The 21,067-nt window shown below is 71.1% G+C and carries 20 protein-coding genes; 11 read left to right on the plus strand and 9 right to left on the minus strand.

The window, feature by feature from the left end; all coding sequences use genetic code 11:
* The first annotated feature begins 13 nt into the window (after nucleotides 1-13).
* Nucleotides 14-1,054, plus strand: coding sequence for a polyprenyl synthetase family protein (locus QQX10_RS01355; protein WP_301144388.1), 1,041 nt, complete (start codon nucleotides 14-16; stop codon nucleotides 1,052-1,054).
* A gap of 12 nt (nucleotides 1,055-1,066) precedes the next feature.
* Here the strand turns inward: QQX10_RS01355 and QQX10_RS01360 are convergent, their stop codons facing one another.
* A complete protein-coding gene (locus QQX10_RS01360) occupies nucleotides 1,067-1,417 on the minus strand; it encodes an Rv2175c family DNA-binding protein (protein WP_301144389.1) in 351 nt (116 codons plus the stop codon).
* A gap of 117 nt (nucleotides 1,418-1,534) precedes the next feature.
* On the opposite strand from QQX10_RS01360, the gene QQX10_RS01365 reads away from it, so the two are divergent.
* Nucleotides 1,535-2,683 carry a LysM peptidoglycan-binding domain-containing protein gene (locus QQX10_RS01365; RefSeq protein WP_301144390.1) on the plus strand — a complete coding sequence of 383 codons (1,149 nt, stop codon included), beginning with the start codon at nucleotides 1,535-1,537 and terminating at the stop codon, nucleotides 2,681-2,683.
* 58 nt (nucleotides 2,684-2,741) lie between these two features.
* The gene (gene pknB / locus QQX10_RS01370) at nucleotides 2,742-4,703 is read left to right on the plus strand and encodes a Stk1 family PASTA domain-containing Ser/Thr kinase (protein WP_301144391.1); all 1,962 of its coding nucleotides are present in this window, start codon (nucleotides 2,742-2,744) and stop codon (nucleotides 4,701-4,703) included.
* 78 nt (nucleotides 4,704-4,781) lie between these two features.
* Here the strand turns inward: pknB and QQX10_RS01375 are convergent, their stop codons facing one another.
* The 4 genes from QQX10_RS01375 to QQX10_RS01390 all read right to left on the minus strand — a co-directional run bounded on the left by QQX10_RS01375 (nucleotide 4,782) and on the right by QQX10_RS01390 (nucleotide 9,149).
* Nucleotides 4,782-6,167, minus strand: coding sequence for a class II 3-deoxy-7-phosphoheptulonate synthase (locus QQX10_RS01375; RefSeq protein WP_301144392.1), 1,386 nt, complete (start codon nucleotides 6,165-6,167; stop codon nucleotides 4,782-4,784).
* A 4-nt stretch (nucleotides 6,168-6,171) separates the two neighbouring features.
* Nucleotides 6,172-7,371, minus strand: a complete 1,200-nt coding sequence (locus tag QQX10_RS01380; RefSeq protein WP_301144393.1) for a pyrophosphate--fructose-6-phosphate 1-phosphotransferase — start codon at nucleotides 7,369-7,371, stop codon at nucleotides 6,172-6,174.
* A gap of 82 nt (nucleotides 7,372-7,453) precedes the next feature.
* Complete coding sequence (locus tag QQX10_RS01385; RefSeq protein ID WP_301144394.1) at nucleotides 7,454-8,182, minus strand: lysophospholipid acyltransferase family protein; 729 nt, start codon at nucleotides 8,180-8,182, stop codon at nucleotides 7,454-7,456.
* Nucleotides 8,183-8,189: 7 nt separating this feature from the next.
* Nucleotides 8,190-9,149 carry an ROK family glucokinase gene (locus tag QQX10_RS01390; RefSeq protein ID WP_301144395.1) on the minus strand — a complete coding sequence of 320 codons (960 nt, stop codon included), beginning with the start codon at nucleotides 9,147-9,149 and terminating at the stop codon, nucleotides 8,190-8,192.
* Between the two features lie 87 nt (nucleotides 9,150-9,236).
* Between QQX10_RS01390 and QQX10_RS01395 the strand changes: the two genes are divergently transcribed.
* Nucleotides 9,237-11,021 (plus strand): AMP-dependent synthetase/ligase, encoded by a 1,785-nt coding sequence (locus QQX10_RS01395; protein WP_301144396.1) that lies wholly within the window; start codon nucleotides 9,237-9,239, stop codon nucleotides 11,019-11,021.
* 33 nt (nucleotides 11,022-11,054) lie between these two features.
* Here QQX10_RS01395 and QQX10_RS01400 read toward each other — a convergent pair whose 3' ends face one another.
* The gene (locus QQX10_RS01400) at nucleotides 11,055-11,255 is read right to left on the minus strand and encodes a hypothetical protein (RefSeq protein ID WP_301144397.1); all 201 of its coding nucleotides are present in this window, start codon (nucleotides 11,253-11,255) and stop codon (nucleotides 11,055-11,057) included.
* A gap of 97 nt (nucleotides 11,256-11,352) precedes the next feature.
* On the opposite strand from QQX10_RS01400, the gene QQX10_RS01405 reads away from it, so the two are divergent.
* Nucleotides 11,353-13,080, plus strand: a complete 1,728-nt coding sequence (locus tag QQX10_RS01405; protein ID WP_301144398.1) for a DEDD exonuclease domain-containing protein — start codon at nucleotides 11,353-11,355, stop codon at nucleotides 13,078-13,080.
* A 43-nt stretch (nucleotides 13,081-13,123) separates the two neighbouring features.
* On the opposite strand, the gene trpD is transcribed toward QQX10_RS01405, so the two are convergent.
* Both trpD and QQX10_RS01415 read right to left on the minus strand, forming a co-directional pair.
* On the minus strand, nucleotides 13,124-14,164 hold the full coding sequence (trpD, locus tag QQX10_RS01410) for an anthranilate phosphoribosyltransferase (RefSeq protein ID WP_301144399.1): 1,041 nt from the start codon (nucleotides 14,162-14,164) through the stop codon (nucleotides 13,124-13,126).
* 9 nt (nucleotides 14,165-14,173) lie between these two features.
* Nucleotides 14,174-14,602, minus strand: coding sequence for a response regulator (locus QQX10_RS01415; RefSeq protein ID WP_301144400.1), 429 nt, complete (start codon nucleotides 14,600-14,602; stop codon nucleotides 14,174-14,176).
* Nucleotides 14,603-14,759: 157 nt separating this feature from the next.
* Here QQX10_RS01415 and ctaE point away from each other — a divergent pair, with 157 nt between their 5' ends.
* The 6 genes from ctaE to QQX10_RS01445 all read left to right on the plus strand — a co-directional run bounded on the left by ctaE (nucleotide 14,760) and on the right by QQX10_RS01445 (nucleotide 20,584).
* Nucleotides 14,760-15,389: an aa3-type cytochrome oxidase subunit III gene (gene ctaE / locus QQX10_RS01420; protein WP_301144401.1), complete on the plus strand. Its 630-nt coding sequence runs from the start codon at nucleotides 14,760-14,762 to the stop codon at nucleotides 15,387-15,389.
* A gap of 11 nt (nucleotides 15,390-15,400) precedes the next feature.
* Nucleotides 15,401-16,189, plus strand: a complete 789-nt coding sequence (gene qcrC, locus QQX10_RS01425) for a cytochrome bc1 complex diheme cytochrome c subunit (protein WP_301144402.1) — start codon at nucleotides 15,401-15,403, stop codon at nucleotides 16,187-16,189.
* Entirely contained in the window at nucleotides 16,186-17,253 is a 1,068-nt protein-coding gene (gene qcrA, locus QQX10_RS01430; protein WP_301144403.1) for a cytochrome bc1 complex Rieske iron-sulfur subunit, read from the plus strand. The genes qcrC and qcrA overlap by 4 nt, the downstream gene beginning before the upstream one ends.
* Nucleotides 17,253-18,875 (plus strand): cytochrome bc1 complex cytochrome b subunit, encoded by a 1,623-nt coding sequence (gene qcrB / locus QQX10_RS01435; RefSeq protein ID WP_301144404.1) that lies wholly within the window; start codon nucleotides 17,253-17,255, stop codon nucleotides 18,873-18,875. The genes qcrA and qcrB overlap by 1 nt, the downstream gene beginning before the upstream one ends.
* Nucleotides 18,876-19,121: 246 nt before the next feature.
* Nucleotides 19,122-19,742, plus strand: a complete 621-nt coding sequence (locus QQX10_RS01440; protein WP_301144405.1) for a superoxide dismutase — start codon at nucleotides 19,122-19,124, stop codon at nucleotides 19,740-19,742.
* A gap of 104 nt (nucleotides 19,743-19,846) precedes the next feature.
* On the plus strand, nucleotides 19,847-20,584 hold the full coding sequence (locus tag QQX10_RS01445; RefSeq protein WP_301144406.1) for a potassium channel family protein: 738 nt from the start codon (nucleotides 19,847-19,849) through the stop codon (nucleotides 20,582-20,584).
* A 73-nt stretch (nucleotides 20,585-20,657) separates the two neighbouring features.
* On the opposite strand, the gene QQX10_RS01450 is transcribed toward QQX10_RS01445, so the two are convergent.
* A complete protein-coding gene (locus QQX10_RS01450; protein WP_301144407.1) occupies nucleotides 20,658-21,059 on the minus strand; it encodes a cytochrome c oxidase subunit 4 in 402 nt (133 codons plus the stop codon).
* Nucleotides 21,060-21,067 lie beyond the last annotated feature (8 nt).

The following is a 21,067-nucleotide window of genomic DNA, read 5'->3' on the forward strand; positions in this document are numbered from 1 at the left end:
TACGCTGATCGCCATGGACGATCCCCGCGCAGCGATCGACGTACGTGTCCACCGCATCCTCGGCTGGCTCCGCGACGTCGCCGGCCCGACCGGAGTCGCCGCGGACGAGATCCATGCGCGCCTGGTCCAGGCCTCGGAGGGCGGCAAGGCGTTCCGGGGCCGCCTCGTGATCGCGGCGGCGGAGGCGTGCGGCGGCGCGTCCGAGGCCGACGTGGTCGGCGTCGCCGCGGCGCTCGAGCTCTTCCAGACCGCCGCGCTCATCCACGACGACGTCCTCGACGGCTCCGACATGAGGCGGGGCCGCCCCGCCACGCACCGTGCCTTCGAGGCCTCGCATCGGGCGCGCGGCGGCCTCGGCGAGCCCGCGGCGTACGGCACGGCGGGTGCGATCCTCGCGGGCGACATCGCGCTGGTCGCGGCGCTCCATGCGGCGGCCGAGGTCTCCTACGCCGCCGACCCGCGGATCGAGCCGTTGTTCGCGGAGATGGCCGTGCTGGTCACGGCAGGCCAGCACCTCGACATGCACGAGGCGACGGTGCCGCTCGACGCCGAGCGGCTACCCGAGGCCGTGCAGACGGTGATGCGGTCGAAGACCGCCTCCTACACGGCGGAGATGCCGCTCGCGCTCGGCGCCGCGCTGGCCGGGGCGGACGATGCGGTGGTCGCGGCGGTGCGAGACGCCGGCGTCCCCCTGGGCATCGCGTTCCAGCTCCGTGACGACGTCCTCGGTGTGCTGGGCGCCAGCGACGTGACGGGCAAGCCGGTCGGCGACGACCTCCGTGAGGGCAAGCGCACGCTCCTCATCGCGCATGTGCTGGCGCACGGGACGGCAGCCCAGCGCGCCGACGTTCTCGCGGTCCTGGGTGACCCCCAGGCGGGCGCGCCCGACATCGACGCCGCGATCGCGGCCCTTCGCGCATCCGGCGCCGTGCACGCGGTCGAGCAGGCGATCGCAGCCGCCGCGGGGCACGCCCGCGCCGCGCTACACGCCGCCCTGCCGGATCCGACGCCGGTGCTCGCGCTGGTCGATGCCGCGATCGACCGCGCGTCCTGACCTCGGCCGCTCCTAGAGGAGCGACTGGGCGATGCGCCGCACGTGGGCGCGTCGTCCCTCGCGCAGCGCCGCCAACGGGGTCATGCCGAGCTCGGCCTCCTCGTGCAGCAGCCAGTCGGCGCTCTCCGCATCGTCGAATCCCGCGTCCCGCAGGAGGGTGAGCGTGCCGCGCAGGGTCGCCAGGACCTCGGGACCATCCTCTCCGTCCACGATCACCCCCGCCGGGAGCTGCATCACCTGACGTTCGCCGCGACGGACCGCCAGGACGTGGCCCTCGCGGATCAGCTCGCGCACCTGCGACGGCGTGATGCCGAGCACCTCGGCGAAGTCGGGGACGGTGAGCCAGTCGGTGTCATCGGTCATGGCGTCCAGCGTACCGACGTGGGCTCTGACGGGTTGCGGGATGGGCCGACCTGGCATAACGTCACTTCTGCACCATCTGTCACATCAGTCACATCCGTCACAGATCTGGAGGTGCGTATGCGTGCAACGCAGCGCCGACCCTCCGGCCGGGCCGCCACGTCCGCGGCCGTCGGAGCGCTCGTGATCGCCCTGCTCGCCGCCGCCCCCGCCGCCGCGGACGAACGTCACCGCGTCGAGCCGGGCGACACCGTCTGGTCCCTCGCGCAGCGCTACGGGTCGTCGGTGTCCGCGATCGTGCGCGCGAACGGTCTCGACGGGCGCGCGACGATCGTGGTCGGCCGATCCCTGACGATCCCGACCGGCACCGGAGCCGCCTCGAGCCAGGCCCAGTCCTCCGCGACCCGCGTCGCGACGCACGTGGTGGTGGCCGGGGACACCGTGTGGAGCCTCGCGCACCGGCACGGCATCGGCGTCGACGCCATCATCGCGGCGAACGACCTCGGCTCGCGCGCCCTCATCCGCGTCGGGCAGACGCTCGTGCTGCCCGGGGTCGCGGCATCCTCCACGGCGCCCGAGGCGACCGCGTCCCCCGGGCCGTCCTCGGCATCGTCCACCGCGCGCACCGTGACGGTCGCCCCCGGGGACACGCTGTCCGCGATCGCCGCGCGGAACTCGACGACCGTCGCGGCGCTCGCCCGTGCCAACGGCCTCACGAACGTCAACCTGATCCGCATCGGGCAGCGCCTCACCCTGCCGGACACCACAGGCACGCCCACCGGGCTGGTCGGCGACACCTTCCTGGGCCGCACGTACCCGACGGAGGTGGTCGCCTCCGCCAACCGGCACAAGGCCGCGCTGCTCGCCCGCGACGTCCCCTCGCGCGCGGCCATGCAGCGCCTGGTCGTGGCCACCGCGAACGCGTACGGCGTCGACCCCGCACTCGCCCAGGCCGTCGCCTACCAGGAGTCGGGCTTCAACATGCGCGCCGTCTCCCCCGCCGACGCGGTGGGCGTCATGCAGGTGATCCCCGCATCGGGCGAGTGGGCGTCCACCATGGCCGGCCGCCGGCTCGACCTGCTCGACCCGGAGGACAACGTCCTGGCCGGCGTCCTCATCCTGCGCTCCCACACCAGGAGCTTCGCGGACCGGGCGAAGGTGATCGGCGCCTACTACCAGGGCGCTGCCGCTGTGCGGAAGCACGGGCTGTACCCCGGCACGGTCGACTACGTCCGATCCGTCACCGCCCTGATGACCCGGTTCGGGTGACCGCCGCGCCGCCGCGGCACCTGCCGGGAGCGGCGCCGGGACGCCTAGAATGGCGCACGTGTCCGACACCCTGACCGATCCGCTCCTCGGCCGCGTCATCGACGGCCGGTACGAGGTGCGCGAGCGCGTCGCGGCGGGCGGGATGGCGACGGTGTACCTGGCGTTCGATCGCCACCTCGAGCGCGAGATCGCCCTCAAGGTCATGCACCCGCATCTGGAGGTCGACCCGCGCTCCCGGGAGTTCGTCGCGCGCTTCCGACGCGAGGCCAAGGCGGCGGCACGGCTCACCCACCCGGGCGTGGTCCGCGTCTACGACCAGGGCACCGACCAGGAGCTGTCCTACCTGACCATGGAGTTCGTCGAGGGCGAGAACCTGCGGGAGCGGATGGCGCACGAGGGTCCGCTCGCGCTCGGCGACGCCCTCACCACGGCCGAGCACGTGCTCGACGCCCTCGCGGCCGCTCACCGCCAGGGGCTGGTGCACCAGGACGTGAAGCCCGAGAACGTCCTCATCGACACCGACGGTCGGCCCCGCGTGGCCGACTTCGGCCTCGCACGCGCGGTCACCGAGGTGACCTCGAGCACCACGGGGACCATCCTCGGCACCGTCGCGTACCTGGGCCCCGAGCTCATCTCGAACGGGATCTCGGATGCGCGTACCGACGTCTACGCCGTCGGCGTGCTGCTCTACGAGATGATCACCGGACGCCAGCCGTACACCGGCGACACCGCCATCGACGTCGCCACCCAGCACGTCCACCACGACATGCCGGCGCCGTCGGAGTCCGTGCCGTGGCTGCCGCCGGAGATCGACGACCTGGTCGCGAGCCTCACCTCCCGCGACCCCGCGCACCGTCCCGCGGACGCGGCCGAGGCGCTCGAGCGCCTGCGCGCGACCCGCGAGCTGCTCGACGACCCCACCCTGGATCGCCGCGCCGACCCGCCGTCGGGCCAGATCCCCGCGGTGGGCGACGACGACGCGACCACGGTGCTCGAGGCCGCCCCCGTGGGCGCGACCGTCGCGCTCCCGATCGGCCTGGGCCACCCGTTCCCCGCGGTGGGCGCCGAGGTGGTGCCCGACCTGCCCGACGACGACCCTGAGGCGGAGGAGCCGCGCCGCGCCGACCGGCGCGCGGGCTGGTGGATCGCCGCGATCCTGGTGGCCGTGCTCGTCATCGGCGGCGGTTCGCTGTGGTGGTACAACTCGATCGGTCCGGGCGCCTACACGACCGTGCCGCCGGTCGCGAACGAGACCGAGGACAACGCCCGCACGTTCCTCGAGAGCGCCGGGCTCGAGGCCGAGGTCGAGTACGTCTACGACGACGACGTGCTCGACGGCTTCGTGATCGGCACGGACCCGAGCGCGCAGCAGCGCGTCCTCGGTGGCAGCACGGTCACGGTGTTCGTCTCGCAGGGCCCGGAGATGTTCACCGTGCCGTCCGTGGTCGGCTCGTCAGAGGACGACGCCCGAGCGGCGCTCGCGGAGATCGGCTTCACGATCGGCGAGGTCACGTCGACGTCGTCCGACACGGTGCCGTCCGGCGAGGTCATGTCGGTCTCGCCGGCCGAGGGCGAGACGGTCCGCCACGACGAGCCGGTCGACATGGTCGTCTCGTCCGGGCCCGCACCGATCACCGTCCCGGACGTGAGCGGCATGAAGCAGGACGACGCTGTCGCTCTCCTCGAGGACGACTACGCGCTGCGCGTCACCGTCGAGACCGGACGCACCGAGGACGTGAAGACCGGCGAGGTCTACGCCCAGAGCCTGGACGCCGGCTCCGAGGCGCGTCGCACGGACGCGATCACCATCACGGTGTCCGAGGGCAAGCCTCTGATCGAGGTGGGAGACTACGTCGGGCTCGCGGTGGACGAGGCCGAGGCGGCCGCGAAGGACGACGGGCTCAAGGTCAGCCTCTACCCCGTGTGGCCGTGGAGCTCGAAGACCTCCGTCGTGGACCAGTCGATCTTCCCCGGCACCGCGGTCGAGAAGAACTCGACCATCACCCTCCGCTACAACTGACCCCCGCATCGTCCACGATGCGCAGAAGGCCCGTCCCCCGAGGGACGGGCCTTCTGCCCTGCCGGGACGATGCCCGGCTCAGCCGAGCTCGACGCTCTCGTCCTGCGGCAGGGTCGCGTGGTGGCGCGTGAGCAGCTCGGAGACCAGGAAGGCCATCTCGAGCGACTGCTGATGGTTGAGACGGGGGTCGACCTTGGTCTCGTAGCGCCGCGCGAGGCCCTCGTCGTCGATCTTCTCGGTGCCCCCCATGACCTCGGTGACGTCGTCGCCGGTGAGCTCCACGTGGAGGCCTCCCGGCACGGTCCCGAGCGCGGTGTGGACCTCGAAGAAGCCCGTGACCTCGTCGAGGATCGTGTCGAAGTCACGGGTCTTGTAGCCGGACTCCGAGGTGAAGGTGTTGCCGTGCATCGGGTCGGTCAGCCACGTCACCGCGACGCCGGCGTCCCGCACGCCCTCGACGATCCCCGGAAGCGCGTCCCTCACCTTGTCCGCGCCCATGCGGGCGACGAAGGTCAGGCGCCCCGCGATGTTCGCGGGGTTCAGGCGCTCGGCGAGCGCGACCGCATCGTCGGCCGTGGCGGTCGGACCCAGCTTGACCGCCAGCGGGTTGTGCACCTTCGAGAGGAACTCGACGTGCGCGCCGTCGAGCTGGCGCGTGCGCTCGCCGATCCACAGCAGGTGCGCGGAGCAGTCGTAGGCGAGCCCCGACCGCGAGTCGATGCGGGTGAGCGCCCGCTCGTAGTCGAGCAGCAACGCCTCGTGGCTCGAGAACAGGTCGACGGTCTTGAGCGCGTCGAAGTCGCCGCCCGCGGCCGCCATGAAGCGCACGGCCCGGTCGATCTCCGCCGCCGTCCGCTCGTACTGCGCGTACGCCGGGTTGGCCGCGAACCCCTTGTTCCACTGGTGCACGCGCCGCAGGTCGGCGAAGCCGCCCTGCGTGAACGCGCGGATCAGGTTCAGGGTCGACGCGGACACGTGGTACGCGTCCAGCAGGCGGTTCGGGTCGGGGATCCGCTCCTCGGCCGTGAAGCCGGACGAGTTCACGATGTCCCCGCGGTACGCGGGCAGCGTCACGCCGTCACGGGTCTCCGTGTCCGAGGAGCGCGGCTTCGCGTACTGGCCCGCCATGCGGCCGATCTTCACCACGGGCGTCGAGGCGCCATAGGTGAGGATCACGGCCATCTGCAGGATGGTCTTGATCTTGTTGCGGATACGGTCGGCCGTCGCCTCGGCGAAGATCTCGGCGCAGTCCCCTCCCTGGAGGACGAACGCCTCGCCGCGGGACGCGGCGGCCAGCTGCTCACGCAGCCGGTCCGCCTCGCCCGCGAACACCAGAGGGGGGACCTGCTTGAGACGGTCGGTGGCGTGCAGCAGCGCCGTGGCGTCGGGCCACGTCGGCTGCTGCCTCGCCTCGCAAGCGAGGTACGAGTCGATGCCAGCCGCCGTCAGGGCAGCCTCGGTCATATGTCTACGCCTGTCCGATCGCCTCGAGGGTCTCGACGTACCACGGGGTGGAGGTGTCGAAGGGCTTGTGGCCGGCGATGCGCGGGAACGCGATGGCCTTGAGCCGGTCGCCGTCCTCCTCGTCGTGGCCGATCACGCCGGGCTCGCCGCGCAGCGCGCACTCGACGGCGTAGTCCGTCATCGACTTGATCAGGCGCAGGTCCTGCGGGTTCGCCGCGGCCGCACGCGAGTAGTAGCCGGACTTCTGCACCATGACCTTCTCCGCGCCGAGGCGCTCGGCGAACTGCTTCGCGAACCACTGGCCGGGGTTGATCGTGTCGAGCTTGACGTGGCCGAACGGGTCGCGCTCGACGACCCCGCCCGACTCTTCGATCTCCTTGATGATCTCGGGGACGCCGGCACCCTCGGAGAGGAAGATGTTGACGTTGCCGACCTCGTCCATGACGGTGCGGAGGCGGTCGGCCTCGGCGTCGAGGTCGATCGGCGACTCGGGCACGTAGACGGCGTGGATGTCCCAGCGCTCCTTGGTGAGCCCGATGCCGGGCAGGAAGGTGCGCGTGGCGAGGTCGTCACGGTAGGACTTCGCGGCGGCGGCCGTCAGCCAGCCGCAGGCGCGGCCCATGACCTCGTGGATGATGAGCATGCGCGGGCCCGAGCGGTGCTCGCCGATGATGTTGCGGCCGAACTGCGCGGCCTCCTCGGCGGCGGTCCAGGCACCGAGCGACTGGCGGATCGGGACCACGTCGTTGTCGATGGTCTTCGGCAGGCCCACGACCGTCAGGCCGTAGTCGTGCTCGGCCAGGTAGGCGGCGAGGTCCGCGGCGGTGGTGTTCGTGTCGTCGCCACCGATGGTGTGGAGCACGTCGACGCCGTCGGCCTTGAGCTGCTCAGCTGCCACCTCGAGGGGGTTCTGACCCTCCTCGACCAGACCGCGCTTGACGCAGTCGGCGGCGTTGGTGAGCTTGACGCGCGAGTTGCCGATCGGCGAGCCGCCGAACTCGTGGAGCAGTCCCGCGTGCTTGCGGACCTCGTCGTCGATCACGGTCTTCTTGCCGAGCAGCAGGCCCCAGTAGCCGTGCTCATAGGCGATGATCTCGACCTCGGGGGCGATCTCGGTGTAGCGCTCGATCAGGCCTCCGACGGCGGAGGACAGGCAGGGGGCGAAGCCTCCCGCGGTGAGCAGGGCGACACGGCGAACCGACATGACGGACCTTTCGTCGTTGAGCTTGCGGATTTCGTGGTCATTCTAGGCGTGCGGGCAGGGGCCCCGCGCCGGGACGGGAGACCTAGCGGTCGGCGTCTCCCTCGGCCGGCTCCTCGCGGGCGGCCTTGGCCATCTCGCGCTTGACGAGCGCGGCGTCGCGATCGACGTACGTCTGGCCCGACAGCGCGGCGATCGCGTGCATGATCTCGTCGGTGGCCTCGCGCAGCACGGTGCGGTCGTCCTGCCGACCCGCGTGCTTCTCGAGGGAGATCGGCTCGCCGATCCGCACCCCGATCGGGTGGCGGGACGGCAGCCGCTGCCCGATCGGCTGGGCGATGTGGGTGTCGATCATCGCCACCGGGAGCACCGGGGCGCCCGACTCGATCGCAAGGCGCGCGACGCCGGTCTTGCCGCGGTACAGGTTCGCGTCGGGGCTCCGGGTGCCCTCGGGGTAGATCCCGAGCAGATCCCCGCCCTGCAGGACCTGGAGCCCCGTGCGCAGCGCCGCCTCCGACGCGCGGCCGCCACCGCGATGTACCGGGATGGTGCCCACTCCCTCCATGAAGGTGCGGGTCGCCCAGCCCTTCACGCCCTTGCCGGTGAAGTACTCGGCCTTGCCGAGGAACACCACCTTGCGCTTGATCACCAGCGGCAGGAACACGGAGTCGGAGAACGACAGGTGGTTCGACGCCAGGATGGCGCCGCCCTCCGCCGGGATGTTCTCGGCGCCCTCGACCCAGGGCCGGTAGTAGCCCTTGGCGGCCGGCCCGATCAGGACGTTCTTGAACAACCAGTAGTTCGTGTCGCTCATGCTGCTCCTAGGCCTGCGCGGCGAGGCGCGCCAGGTCGGCGGCGCCGACGATCCCGGCATCGTTGCCCATCTGCGCCGCGACGATCGGGACGATGGGTCGGTGGCCGCGGGCGGGGAGGTTCTCCTCGTAGGCCTCGCGCGCGGGGCCCAGCAGGAGATCGCCTGCCGCGATCACCCCTCCGCCGATGACGAACAGCTCCGGGTCGAGGGCCGCAGCGAGCGAGGCCGATCCCTCTCCGATCCACCGGCCGAGCTCGGCAAGCAGCTCGATGCCGAGCTCGTCGCCCGCGATCGCCGCCTCGGTGACCATCGGTCCGGTGACGGCGGCGGCGTCTCCCCCGGCGAGCTCGAGCAGGGCGGCGGCGCGCACCTCGCGCTCGACCGCCGCGCGGCGCGCCTCGCGCGTGAGCGCGGAGCCGGACGCGTACTGCTCCCAGCATCCTCGGAGCCCGCAGCCGCAGGGGTGCCCGCCGGGCACCACGCGCAGGTGCCCCAGCTCGGCCGCGAAGCCGAACGCGCCACGCACCAGCGTGCCGTCCACGACCAGCGCGGCGCCCAGCCCCGTGCCGATGGTCAGCAGCGCCATGTTCCTGGCCTCGCGGGCGGCGCCGAAGGCGAACTCGGCCCATCCGGCGGCGTTCGCATCGTTCTCCACGACGACCGCGATGTCATCGCGTCCGATGAGCGAGGAGACTCGCTCAGCGAGCGGGTAGTCGCGCCACGCGATGTTCGGCGCGAACAGCACGTGCTCCTGGTCCGAGGAGACGAAGCCGGCGGCCGCGAGGCCGACGGCGTGGAACTCGTGGTCCGCGGCCAGCTCGCCGACCGCCTCGGCGATCGCCTGGTCGATGCTCGCGGGATCCTGCGGCTTGGTCTTGCGCTTGGTCTTCGCCACGATGCGCCCGTGCTCGTCGACGACACCGACCGCGATCTTGGTGCCGCCGATGTCTACGCCGATTGCATGCATGTTCTATGGCCTTCCGATGCTTCGCTGGGACTCCGTCAAGGCTAGCCTGTGAGAGGTCCCGCCCACTGCCACCGGAGTCACACGTTCATGAACCAGCCCGCGCGCGCTGATTACGCCCCGAACATCGTCGCCCTCATCACCGACCGCTGGCGCGAGCGCGCCGATCAGGTGGTCATGCGTCACGCCGACGCGGACGACCGCTGGATCGACGTCACGGGCGGCGAGGCGCTCGCCACGGTCGCCGCGATCGCCAAGGGTCTGATCGCGCGGGGGGTCGAGCCGGGCGCCAGCGTCGGCATCATGTCTCGCACCCGGATCGAGTGGAGCCTGCTCGACGTCGCGATCTGGACCGTCGGCGCCCTGCCGGTGCCGATCTACGACACCTCGTCGGCCTCTCAGATCGACTGGATCACCTCCGATGCCGAGATCGCCCTCCTGTTCGTCGAGACCGCCGAGCACGCCGCGCTCGCGCGCCAGGTCGCGGAGGACGCGGAGAGCCCGCTCAGCGACGTCATGGTGATCGACGACGGCTGCCTCGATGACCTGCGCGCCGCGGGCGCCGGGATCCCCGACTCGCTGGTCGCCGAGCGGTCCGCCCTCGCGACCCTCGACTCCCCCGCGACGATCATCTACACCTCGGGCACCACGGGACGCCCGAAGGGCGTCACGCTCACGCACTTCAACTTCGTCCGCCACACCTATGGCATCCAGGACGAGCTCGACGACGTGCTGCTCTTCGACGGCGCCAGCACGGTGCTGTTCCTCACGCTCGCGCACTCGCTCGCGCGGCTCGTCGAGGTCGCGCTCCTCGCCTCCGGCACCGTGATCGGCTACTGCCCCGACGCGCGCAAGCTCGTCCCGTACTTCGCGTCGTTCCAGCCCACGCTGATCCTCGCGGTGCCGCGCGTGTTCGAGAAGGTCTACAACTCCGCCGAGCAGAAGGCGGCCGAGGGCGGCAAGGTGAAGATCTTCCGCTGGGCCGCCAAGCAGTCGATCGACTACTCGCGGGCGCTGTCGACGCCCGGCGGGCCGTCGTTCCCGCTCAAGGCGCGCCACGCGGTGGCCGACCGGCTGGTGCTGTCCAAGATCCGCGCCGTGCTCGGCGGGCGCGCCATCCACGCCATCTCCGGGTCGGCGCCGCTCGGCGAGCGGCTCGGCCACTTCTACAACGGGCTCGGCCTGCAGGTGCTCGAGGGCTACGGCCTGACCGAGGTCACCGCCGCGTCGCACGTGAACCGCACGAGGCTCTCGAAGATCGGCTCGGTGGGCTCGCCCCTGCCCGGGTTCGAGGTCCGCATCGCCGACGACGGCGAGATCCTCATGCGTGGCGACATGCTGTTCGCCGGCTACCACCGCAACCCCGAGGCGACCGCGGCCGCCATGCAGGACGGCTGGTTCCACACCGGGGACATCGGGCACCAGGACGACGAGGGCTACCTCTACATCACGGGGCGCAAGAAGGAGATCATCGTCACCGCGGGCGGGAAGAACGTCGCGCCCGCGGTGCTCGAGGACCGGCTCCGGAGCTACGCGCTGGTCAGCCAGTGCGTCGTGGTCGGCGACGCGAAGCCCTACATCGGGGCGCTCGTCACCCTCGATGCCGAGGCGCTCCCCGCGTGGCTCAAGGGCCACGGGCTGCCGGAGATGACCGTCGCGGAGGCGGCGCAGGATCCAACGGTGCGCGAGCACCTGGAGAAGGCCGTGGAGCGCGCCAACGGCGCGGTGTCCCGGGCGGAGTCGATCCGCCGGTGGGAGATCCTCCTCGACGACTTCACGGTCGACAACGGCTACCTCACGCCGTCGCTCAAGATGAAGCGCTCCCTGGTGCTCCGGGACTTCGCCGACCAGATCGAGGCGCTGTACCGAGGCTGACGCGTCGCGCGCGCTGCCCTCACCCGAGGCTGGTCAGCCCGCCCGTGGCGGCCTGACCAGCCTCAGCGGCGGGACGAGCCCGCCCTCGGCCAGCGCCGCCACCGCGCTCGCCTCGTCGTCGTCGAACTCGACCCTGGCCCGGTCGGACGGTCGCACCTCGATCGTGAGGAACGACACCACGCAGTCCCCGCAGGACTTCCCGCGCATCTCGCACGAATCGCAATCGATCATCATGCGGCCAGTGTGCGCGACGGGTCTGACATCGCTCCGTCATGCCTGGCAGAGCGGTGATGGCACCGTCGTGTCGGACCGCTGACGTACCGTCGGCGCCATGACCACCCCTCCGTCGACCCTCGAGCAGCTGCTGCACCGGCAGCCGACGCTCGCGGACGTCGGCGAGCCGCTGTCGCAGACCACCTTCGTGGTGGTCGACCTCGAGACCACGGGCACGTCCCCGCAGACATCGCGGATCACCGAGATCGGCGCGGTGAAGACGCGGGGCGGAGAGCTGGTCGGCGAGTTCCAGACCCTGGTCGATCCCGGCCTGCCCATCCCGCCGATGATCGTGGCGCTGACGGGCATCACCGACGCGATGGTGGTGGCCGCGCCGCGCATCGAGCACGTGCTCCCGTCCTTCCTGGAGTTCCTCGGCGACGGGGTGCTGGTCGCGCACAACGCGCCGTTCGACGTCGGCTTCCTCAAGGCGGCGTGCCGCGCCCACGGCTACGCGTGGCCGGGCAGCCAGGTGGTCGACACCGTCACCCTGGCGCGCCGTGCCACCACCAAGGAGGAGGCCCCCAACAAGAAGCTGTCGACGCTCGCGCGCGTGTTCGGCACCGCGGTGGAGCCCAACCACCGCGCGCTCGAGGACGCCCGGGCGACGTCGGAGATCCTCCACCGCATGCTCGAGCGCGTGGCCGCGTTCGGCATCACCCATCGTGAGGACCTGGTCGCGCTGCGCAACCCCATGCCGGAGAAGCTGCGCCGCAAGGCGACAATGGCCGAGACGGTGCCGGCCAAGCCCGGCGTGTACACGTTCCGGGGGCCGCGCGGCGAGCGCCTCTACGTCGGCACGTCGAAGAACCTGCGGGCACGGGTCAAGTCGTACTTCACCACGGGAGAGCAGCGGCGCCAGATCCGCGAGATGCTCGAGCTCGCGGTCACCGTCGACACCATCGTGTGCGCGACGGAGCTCGAGGCCAACGTGAGGGAGGTGCGCCTCATCGCGGAGCACCGCCCGCGCTACAACCGGCGTTCCGCCCGGCCCGAGCGCACCGCATGGGTCCGGCTCACCGACGAGCGCTACCCGCGGCTGAGCGTCTCCCGGTCGATCGAGCCTCCCCCCGGCGCGCTCGGGCCGATGCGATCGGCCTCCGACGCGCGCGTCGCGGTGGAGGCGCTGCAGAGCGCGCTCGGTGTGCGGACCTGCACCACGCGGCTCCCCATCACGCCCCGCGGCGGGGCGCGAGCGTGCCTGCTCAAGGACCTCGGGGCCTGCGCCGCCCCCTGCGTGCGCGGGCCGTCCTCGGGCTACGACGTGACGGCCGCCGCCGCCAAGGACGCCCTCGAACGCGATCCCGCCCCGGTCGTGTCGGCGCTCGAGCAGCTCATCGTGGAGCGTGCCGACGCGCTCGAGTACGAGCGCGCGGCAGAGCTGCGCGACGGGATCAGCGCCGTCGTGGACGGCGCGATGCGTGCCGAGCGGCTCGCGGCGATCGCCCGCTGCGGCATCGTCGCCGCGCGCCCGCACGGCGACGGCTGGGACGTCGCCGCCTTCCGCCGGGGCGCGTTCGCGGCGAGCGCGTACGCGGCCTCGCGCGCCGACGTCTGGCCCGCAGTCGAGCGCCTCCGGGGCCTCACGGGCGACCTGGGGCTGGACGAGCCCGTGCTGGTCGAGGAGCGCGAGATCGTCGCCCGCTGGTTGGAGTCCTCGGGCACACGGCTGCTCGTGGTCGAGGGCGAGTGGGCGAGCCCGTGGACAGGCGCGGGCCGCCACGCGCGGTGGGTCGACGCGCGTCGGGCCGACCGCGCGGCGCGCGGCGACCTGCGCACCACCTGAGCCTCGCTCACCCGCCCGACGGCACGCGTGCGCCCGAGGGGGATCAGGACTGCGTGGCCGCGACCCAGCGATCGAGCGCCTCGCGCGCGGCTCCCGAGTCGATCGAGCGCTCGGCGTGGCCGAGCCCCGCCGAGAAGCGCTCGACCAGGGTGCCCGAGGCCGTGCCCGGGAGCGTCGCATCCGCCACCAGGCCGGCGGCCGCGTTAAGCGCCACCGTGTCGCGGACCGGGCCCGTCTCGCCCTCGAGCACGCGTCGGACCACCGCGGCGTTCTGCTCGGCGTCGCCGCCCCGCAGCTCGTCCAGGGTGATCGGCGCAAGACCGAGGTCGCCCACCGGATCGAGGCGCTGCTCCGAGATCTCGCCGCCACGGACCTCCCAGAGGGTGGCCGGTCCCGTCGGCGCGAGCTCGTCGAGCCCGTCGTCGCCGTGGAACACGAGCGCCTCGCGGCCCTGCGACGCGACCACGCCCGCGAGCACCGGGGACACCCGCATGCTCGAGGATCCGATCGCGGTCGCCTGAGGCTGCGCGGGGTTGGTCAGGGGGCCGAGGATGTTGAAGGTGGTCGGGATGCCGAGCTCCTTGCGGATCGGCATGGCGAACCGCATGGACGGGTGGAACACCTGCGCGAAGCAGAAGGTGATGCCCACCTCCGTCGCGAGCTCCTTGACGCGCTCGACGGGAAGGTCGAGCCGCACACCCAGCGCCCCGAGCACGTCAGCGCTGCCCGACTTCGACGTCGCGGCGCGGTTGCCGTGCTTGACCACCGTCGGTCCAGCGCCGGCGATCACGATCGACGCCATGGTCGAGATGTTGACGGTGTGGGCGCCGTCGCCCCCGGTGCCGACGATGTCCACGGTCCGGCCGGGCACCTCGAAGCGCAGCGCGTGGTCCAGCATCGCCTGCGCGAGGCCCGCGACCTCGGTGGCCGTCTCCCGCTTGACGCGCAGCGCCGCGAGGAACGCGCCCATGGCCACGGGCGAGGCGGAGTCGGTCAGCACGGACTCCATCACCGCGGCGGTCTCCTCCGCGGTCAGGTCCTCGTGCTCGACCAGGCGCGCGAGCAGGTCCTGCAACGTCGCCACGAGAGCCCCTCAGGCGTCCGCGTCGGCGGGGGCGAAGAAGCCGTCGACGGCGTCGCGCACCGCGAACGGGTCGAGCGGGTGCGACACGGCGGCGTCCGCCTCCGACCAGGTGGCCAGCCAGGCGTCGCCGGGACGGCCGACGAGCAGGAGGATCGGCGGGCACTCGTACAGCTCGTGCTTCATCTGCCGTGCGATGCCCATGCCCCCGACCTTCGCGGCCTCCCCATCGAGCACGACCAGGTCGAAGCGCTCGTTGTCGAGGCGGTCGATCACCGCGGCGTGCGTGGCGGTCTCCACCCACTCGATCTCGCGCCCGTGCGTGGACGGACCGACGGCGAAGCGCACCTTCTCCCGCACGTTGCGGTCGTCGCTGTACAGCAGGATGCGCGCCTTGCGGGTCGCCGGGGCGCCGGACTCGTGCTTGACCACGTCGCTCATGTCGCCCATTCTGGCATGGCCGCGGGACCGCGCCACCCGTCTCGCAGGGGCGCGTCCGCCCCGGTTCGCGCGGCTTGAGCGGATTGCCGGGAACCGGCCCCGCGCCATGCGCGTTGAATGGTGTGAACTGCGTGCTCCGTGCGCTTTAATGGGACCTATGTCCCACGCCACGACTGCGCCGTCGCCCATCCACGCGACGCGTCCGAACCAGGTCGCCGTCGGCACCATCGTGTGGCTGAGCTCCGAGCTGATGTTCTTCGCGGGCCTGTTCGCGATGTACTTCACGCTCCGGGCTCAGGTCCCCGAGGTCTGGGCCGACAAGACCGAGCTGCTCAACATCCCCTTCGCCGCGGTGAACACGACCGTCCTCGTGCTCTCGTCGTTCACCGCGCAGGCGGGAGTCTTCGCGGCCGAGCGCTATCAGCGCCGCCGCACGGGCTCCCTGCTCAAGCTCAAGGGCTGGGGCATGCACGAGTGGTTCGTGCTGACCTACATCATGGGCGCGATCTTCATCGGCGGCCAGGTGTACGAGTACGCGATGCTGATCTCGGAGGGCCTCACCATCTCGTCGAGCCCCTACGGCTCGGTGTTCTACCTCACCACAGGCTTCCACGGCCTGCACGTCATCGGCGGTCTGATCGCGATGCTGTTCGTGCTGGGCCGGTCGTTCGCCGCCAAGAAGTTCGGCACGCACGAGGCCACCACGACCATCGTGGTCTCGTACTACTGGCACTTCGTCGACGTCGTGTGGATCGCGCTCTTCGCCGTGATCTACCTGATCCGTTAGGGGCTCAAGAGATGCATTCGCTCGCCAGGCGGCGGTACCACCGCGCGGCCCCCGTCATCCTCGTCGCCCTGCTGCTCGCGCTCGTCACCGGCGTGGCCTGGGCCATCTCCCAGGCGACCTCCGCGGACGCCGCCGTCACCACCACGGCCGACGACGTGACCGAGGGTCAGAAGCTGTTCGCCGCGAACTGCGCGTCCTGCCACGGGCTCGACGCCACCGGCACCGAGGGCGTGGCGCCCTCGCTGGTCGGCGTCGGCGCCGCCGCGGTCGACTTCCAGGTCGGCACCGGACGCATGCCGATGCAGGCGTCCGGCCCGCAGGCCATCGCCAAGCGCACGCAGTTCTCGCAGGACGAGATCAACCAGCTCGCGGCCTTCGTCGCCTCGCTGGGCGCCGGCCCCGCGATCCCGACCGCCGAGCAGGTCGACCCCGCGCTCGGAGACGCCGCGAACGGCATGCAGCTGTTCCGCACCAACTGTGCGATGTGCCACGGCTCCGTCGGAGGCGGCGGCGCGCTGACGCAGGGCAAGTACGCGCCGAACCTGTGGGAGACCACCCCCACCCACGTCTACGAGGCGATGCTCACCGGCCCGCAGTCGATGCCGGTGTTCAACGACGCCAACATCACCTCCGAGGGCAAGCGCGACATCATCGCCTACCTCGAGGCGCAGGACGCCGGCTCCCCCGGCGGCTTCCGCCTGGGCACCATCGGCCCCGTCGCCGAGGGCCTGTGGGGGTGGCTGATCGCCCTCGGACTCATCATCGCCAGCACCGTGTGGATCGGAGCCCGTTCTTCATGAGCACCGTAGACAAGCCCGCTGAGGATCACGGCGCGCCCGAGGCCTTCGAGGACCCGGGTCTGCCGTACCACCGTCCGCGCCGCGCGGACGTCGACGAGAAGGCAGAGAAGCGCGCCGAGCGCCAGGTGGCCGCGCTCTTCGGGATCTCGATCGTCGGCACGGTCGTCGCCATCGGCGCGTACTTCGCCATCGACATGTCGGAGGAGATCGACTCGATCCGCTTCGCGAACATGGCGATCGGCATCGGCATCTTCCTCGCCATGATCGGCATCGGCCTCGGTGCCATCCACTGGGCCAAGACCCTCATGCGCGACCACGAGATGGTCGAGGAGCGCCACGAGCTGCGGTCCTCCGACGAGTCCCGCGAGGGCGCGATCCAGAACCTCAAGGACGGTGCCGCGGACTCCGGGATCAGCGGCATCAAGCGCCGCGGCCTCCTGGTCGGCACCGGCGTCGCGGCGCTTCTCGCCGCTCCCCTGGCGATCCTGGTGCCGCAGCTGGGCAACATGGGCGCGGACTGGAACACCAAGAAGTTCGCGCACACCATGTGGCGCAAGGGCATGCGGCTCACCCGCGACCCCGACGGCACCCCGATCAAGGCCGCGGACGTCACCATCGGCTCCGCCTTCCACGTGATCCCCGAGGGTCTCAACGACCTCGAGCACGGGCTCATCGAGGAGAAGGCCAAGGCCGTCGTGCTCCTGCTCCGCCTCGACCCGCGCGACCTCAAGGTCCAGGAGGGCCGCGAGGACTGGTCGTTCGACGGGATCGTCGCGTACTCCAAGATCTGCACGCACGTCGGCTGCCCCGTGGCGCTGTACGAGCAGCAGACCCACCACCTGCTGTGCCCCTGCCATCAGTCGACCTTCGACGTGGCCGACGGCGCCAAGGTGGTCTTCGGGCCCGCGAAGCGGCCGCTTCCGCAGCTTCCGATCGCGGTCGACGACGAGGGCTACATCATCGCTCAGAGCGACTTCCACGAGCCGATCGGGCCGTCGTACTGGACGCGCCTCAAGAACACGTCCGACGGCCTGTCCGACTCGACCGAGGAGAGCAGCCACTGATGGGCACCCGACTCAACCGCGCCGCCGCGGGCACCGCGAACTACGTCGACGAGCGCACCTCGATCGGCGGCTTCGTCAAGTTCTTCGCGCGCAAGCTCTTCCCCGACCACTGGTCGTTCATGCTGGGCGAGATCGCGCTGTACTCGTTCATCATCCTGCTGCTGTCCGGCGTGTTCCTGACCGCCTTCTTCGTCCCCTCGATGACGATCGTCACCTACGACGGCCCGCTCGAGACGATGCAGGGCGTGGAGATGTCGGAGGCGTTCGCCTCGACGCTGCACATGTCGTTCGAGGTCCCCGGCGGCCTCCTCATGCGCCAGATCCATCACTGGGCCGCGCTGCTGTTCACCGCCGCGATCGTCACCCACATGGCGCGCGTGTTCTTCACCGGCGCGTTCCGCAAGCCGCGCGAGCTCAACTGGCTCGTGGGCTTCACCCTGATGATCCTGTCGCTCGCGGCCGGCTTCTCGGGCTACTCGCTCCCCGACGACGTGCTCTCCGGCAACGGCCTGCGCATCATCGAAGGCGTGACGCGCTCGATCCCGATCCTGGGCGAGTACATCTCCTTCTGGATCTTCGGTGGCGAGTTCCCCGGCGAGATCCTGATCCCCCGCCTCTTCACCATGCACATCCTGCTGGTGCCGGGCCTGATCCTCGCGCTGATCGCACTGCACCTGTTCCTGGTGTTCCTGCACAAGCACACGCAGTACCCGGGCGGTGGCCGCACCCACAAGAACGTCGTGGGCCTGCCCCTGTTCCCCGTGTACACCGCGAAGGCCGGAGGCTTCTTCTTCGTGGTCTTCGGCGTGGTGGCGCTCGTGGCGGCGCTGTTCACCATCAACCCGGTGTGGAACTACGGCCCCTACGACCCGTCCCCGGTCTCCGCAGGCACGCAGCCCGACTGGTACATCCTGTTCATCGACGGCGCGCTCCGCCTGATGCCGGGCTGGCTGTTCGACGTCATCCCCATGGAGTGGGAGTTCTGGGGCTACACGCTCAGCTGGAACCTGCTGATCCCCGCCGTCATCCTGCCCGGCCTGTTCTTCGGCTTCCTCGCGCTGTACCCGTGGATCGAGGCCTGGGCCACGGGCGACCGCGGCGAGAAGCACGTGCTCGACCGGCCGCGCAACGCGCCGGTGCGCACGGGCCTCGGCGTGGCGCTGATCACGTTCTACGTGATCCTCGTGATGGAGGGGTCGAACGACATCATCGCGAACCTCTTCCACCTGTCGCTCAACGACCTGACCTACTTCTTCCGGATCGGCATCTTCGTGATCCCGGTGCTCGCCTTCTGGATCACCCGGCGCATCGCGTTCGGGCTCCAGCGCAAGGACCGCGAGCTGGTGCTCCACGGAAACGAGACCGGTCGGATCGTCCGCCACGAGCACGGCGAGTACATCGAGGTCCACGAGCCGCTCGACGAGCAGGAGCGCTGGCTCCGCGTGGGCTACGAGGACATCGCGCCGCTGGAGATCGAGCCCGAGTTCAACGACCGGGGCGTGCGCCGCAAGGGCTACCGCTGGGATCGCTTCAAGCAGCGGCTGTCGCGCTTCTACTTCGAGCAGCGCATCTCCCCCGTCACGCCGGAGGAGCTCGAGGAGGCGCAGCACGCGCACCACTGACACGCATCGTCACCCGCAGGGGCGTCCCGGAGCATCCGGGACGCCCCTGCGGCGTTCCCGGCACCGTTGCCCGCCGATGCCGCGTTCCGAGCGAATCCCCAGCATCGTCCCGGAATGCCCGCGCCGACACGGGAGTTGTCACAGGAGAACCATCCTCGCCCCGTCGCCCTGCCATGAGTAGGCTCGGGACGTTCCCGGAAAACCGGCCGTGACGCGTGTGCGCCGCGGCCCGACCTTGGAGGAGATATGGCCGACTACACGCTGCCGGACCTCTCGTACGACTACGGCGCCCTCGACCCGCACATCGCGGGTCAGATCATGGAGCTGCACCACAGCAAGCACCACGCCGCGTACGTCGCCGGCGCGAACACCGCTCTGGAGAAGATGGCGGAGGCGCGCGACACCGACAACTTCGGCGCGATCGCCGGCCTCGAGAAGGCGCTCGCCTTCAACCTCGGCGGTCACACCAACCACTCGATCTTCTGGACCAACATGTCCCCGGAGGGTGGCGACAAGCCCACCGGCGAGCTGTCCGCGGCGCTCGACGAGCACTTCGGCTCGTTCGAGAAGTTCCAGGCGCACTTCACGAACAACGCGATGACCATCATGGGGTCGGGCTGGTCGATCCTCGCCTGGGACACCATCGGCAAGAAGCTCGTGATCGTGCAGCTCTACGACCAGCAGGGCAACGTGCCGGTCGGTCTGATCCCCCTGCTCATGCTCGACATGTGGGAGCACGCCTTCTACCTCCAGTACAAGAACGTCAAGGCGGACTACGTCAAGGCGTGGTGGAACGTCGTGGACTGGGCCAACGTCCAGCAGCGCTTCATCACCGCGACCGCGACTCAGGGCCTCATCGTCATGTGACGGACGTCCTCGTACCCGACAGGGGCCGCCTTCCATCCGGGAGGCGGCCCCTGTCGCGTCTCCTGGGTCCCCATCTCCCCCGGCCTGCCCGCTAGGTTGGGAGCATGCCGGGAGAGGCCCTGAGAGCCCGCGGGCGCGCCACGAGCGCCGCGGATCGACGCTCCGCGCTCTGGCTGCTCGTGGGGAGCCTCGCGGTGCTCCAGTTCGCGTACCCCGCGACCCTCGACGGACGGCTGTGGACCCTCCTCTACCTGTCCGTCTACATCGGGCTCGTCGTCGTCGCCGTGCGCATCGGCGCCGCCGACCCGCGACGCTTCTGGCCCCTCGTGGCGGCCGCCGCCGCCCTGGTCGCCGGCGCGACCTGGTTCGCGGTGCAGCAGGACGACCTCGCCGCGACGCGCGCGATGCTCGCGGGTTCGTTCCTGCTCCAGCTCGCGCTCATGGTGGCGCTCCTCGACGCGCTGGTCCATCCTCCCGCGCACGCGACGGTCACCGACCTCATCCTGGTGGCCGTGGCGATCTATCTGCTGTTCGGCGGCGTGTGCGGCCTCCTCTCCGCCCAGCTCGAGCTCGCCGCCCCGGGGAGCTTCGTCGACCAGACGGCGTCGGGAGAGCCGCTGGCCTGGCAGGGCCTCATCTACGGCAGCTACGTGACGCTGACCACGCTCGGCTTCGGCGACATCGTGCCGCTGGCCCCGTGGGCACGTGCCCTATGGTCGTTCGAGGCCGTGGTCGGGACCCTCTACCTCGCGATCGTCATCGCGCGCCTGGTGGGCCTCGGCGGGAGCCATACGTGGCTCCGCGGCAGGGACACCCGAGCGCCCGGTCCTGACGAGCCCTGAGCCGCGCCACGGGGAACGAGGACGGCCCGGTCCCCGCGCGGGGACCGGGCCGTGAACCGTTCGCGGCTGACGCTCAGTGGGCGTGCTGACCGCGCGAGAACTCGAAGACCCAGCCCCACAGGCCGATGGTGCCGAGCACAGCCGCCGGGACCATGATCCACCAGTCGACGGCCAGCGCCACGAAGGACAGCGCGGCGCCGGCGGCCAGCACCAGCGGCCACCAGCTCCACGGCGCGAACACGCCCTGCTCCCCCGCGTGGTCGGCGATCTCGCCGTCCTCCGCGTCCTCGGGTCGCTTGCCGTGGCGACGCTCGAGCATCTTGAAGTAGAAGCCGACCATGCCGAACATGCCGGCGGTCAGGTAGATCGCGAGGAACCCGACCCACTCGCTCCAGTGGGTGAAGATGCCGTACGCCGTGCCAGCCAGGATGAAGAAGGCCGTCGGGATGTTGAAGACATTCGCCTCGATGCGCATGCGGCTCT

This window comes from Demequina lignilytica, from assembly GCF_030418305.1.
GTDB lineage: Bacteria > Actinomycetota > Actinomycetes > Actinomycetales > Demequinaceae > Demequina > Demequina lignilytica.

What these genes read in the sequence shown, in the direction of transcription:
- QQX10_RS01375 (WP_301144392.1), bottom strand. Translation starts at nt 6,167, where the DNA reads ATGACCGAGGCTGCCCTGACGGCGGCTGGCATCGACTCGTACCTCGCT.
- qcrC (WP_301144402.1), top strand. Translation starts at nt 15,401, where the DNA reads ATGCATTCGCTCGCCAGGCGGCGGTACCACCGCGCGGCCCCCGTCATC.
- QQX10_RS01400 (WP_301144397.1), bottom strand. Translation starts at nt 11,255, where the DNA reads ATGATGATCGATTGCGATTCGTGCGAGATGCGCGGGAAGTCCTGCGGG.
- QQX10_RS01380 (WP_301144393.1), bottom strand. Translation starts at nt 7,371, where the DNA reads ATGTCGGTTCGCCGTGTCGCCCTGCTCACCGCGGGAGGCTTCGCCCCC.
- QQX10_RS01415 (WP_301144400.1), bottom strand. Translation starts at nt 14,602, where the DNA reads ATGAGCGACGTGGTCAAGCACGAGTCCGGCGCCCCGGCGACCCGCAAG.
- QQX10_RS01405 (WP_301144398.1), top strand. Translation starts at nt 11,353, where the DNA reads ATGACCACCCCTCCGTCGACCCTCGAGCAGCTGCTGCACCGGCAGCCG.
- QQX10_RS01365 (WP_301144390.1), top strand. Translation starts at nt 1,535, where the DNA reads ATGCGTGCAACGCAGCGCCGACCCTCCGGCCGGGCCGCCACGTCCGCG.
- QQX10_RS01355 (WP_301144388.1), top strand. Translation starts at nt 14, where the DNA reads ATGGACGATCCCCGCGCAGCGATCGACGTACGTGTCCACCGCATCCTC.
- QQX10_RS01360 (WP_301144389.1), bottom strand. Translation starts at nt 1,417, where the DNA reads ATGACCGATGACACCGACTGGCTCACCGTCCCCGACTTCGCCGAGGTG.
- qcrB (WP_301144404.1), top strand. Translation starts at nt 17,253, where the DNA reads ATGGGCACCCGACTCAACCGCGCCGCCGCGGGCACCGCGAACTACGTC.
- QQX10_RS01450 (WP_301144407.1), bottom strand. Translation starts at nt 21,059, where the DNA reads ATGCGCATCGAGGCGAATGTCTTCAACATCCCGACGGCCTTCTTCATC.
- QQX10_RS01395 (WP_301144396.1), top strand. Translation starts at nt 9,237, where the DNA reads ATGAACCAGCCCGCGCGCGCTGATTACGCCCCGAACATCGTCGCCCTC.
- QQX10_RS01390 (WP_301144395.1), bottom strand. Translation starts at nt 9,149, where the DNA reads ATGCATGCAATCGGCGTAGACATCGGCGGCACCAAGATCGCGGTCGGT.
- QQX10_RS01445 (WP_301144406.1), top strand. Translation starts at nt 19,847, where the DNA reads ATGCCGGGAGAGGCCCTGAGAGCCCGCGGGCGCGCCACGAGCGCCGCG.
- ctaE (WP_301144401.1), top strand. Translation starts at nt 14,760, where the DNA reads ATGTCCCACGCCACGACTGCGCCGTCGCCCATCCACGCGACGCGTCCG.
- QQX10_RS01385 (WP_301144394.1), bottom strand. Translation starts at nt 8,182, where the DNA reads ATGAGCGACACGAACTACTGGTTGTTCAAGAACGTCCTGATCGGGCCG.
- qcrA (WP_301144403.1), top strand. Translation starts at nt 16,186, where the DNA reads ATGAGCACCGTAGACAAGCCCGCTGAGGATCACGGCGCGCCCGAGGCC.
- QQX10_RS01440 (WP_301144405.1), top strand. Translation starts at nt 19,122, where the DNA reads ATGGCCGACTACACGCTGCCGGACCTCTCGTACGACTACGGCGCCCTC.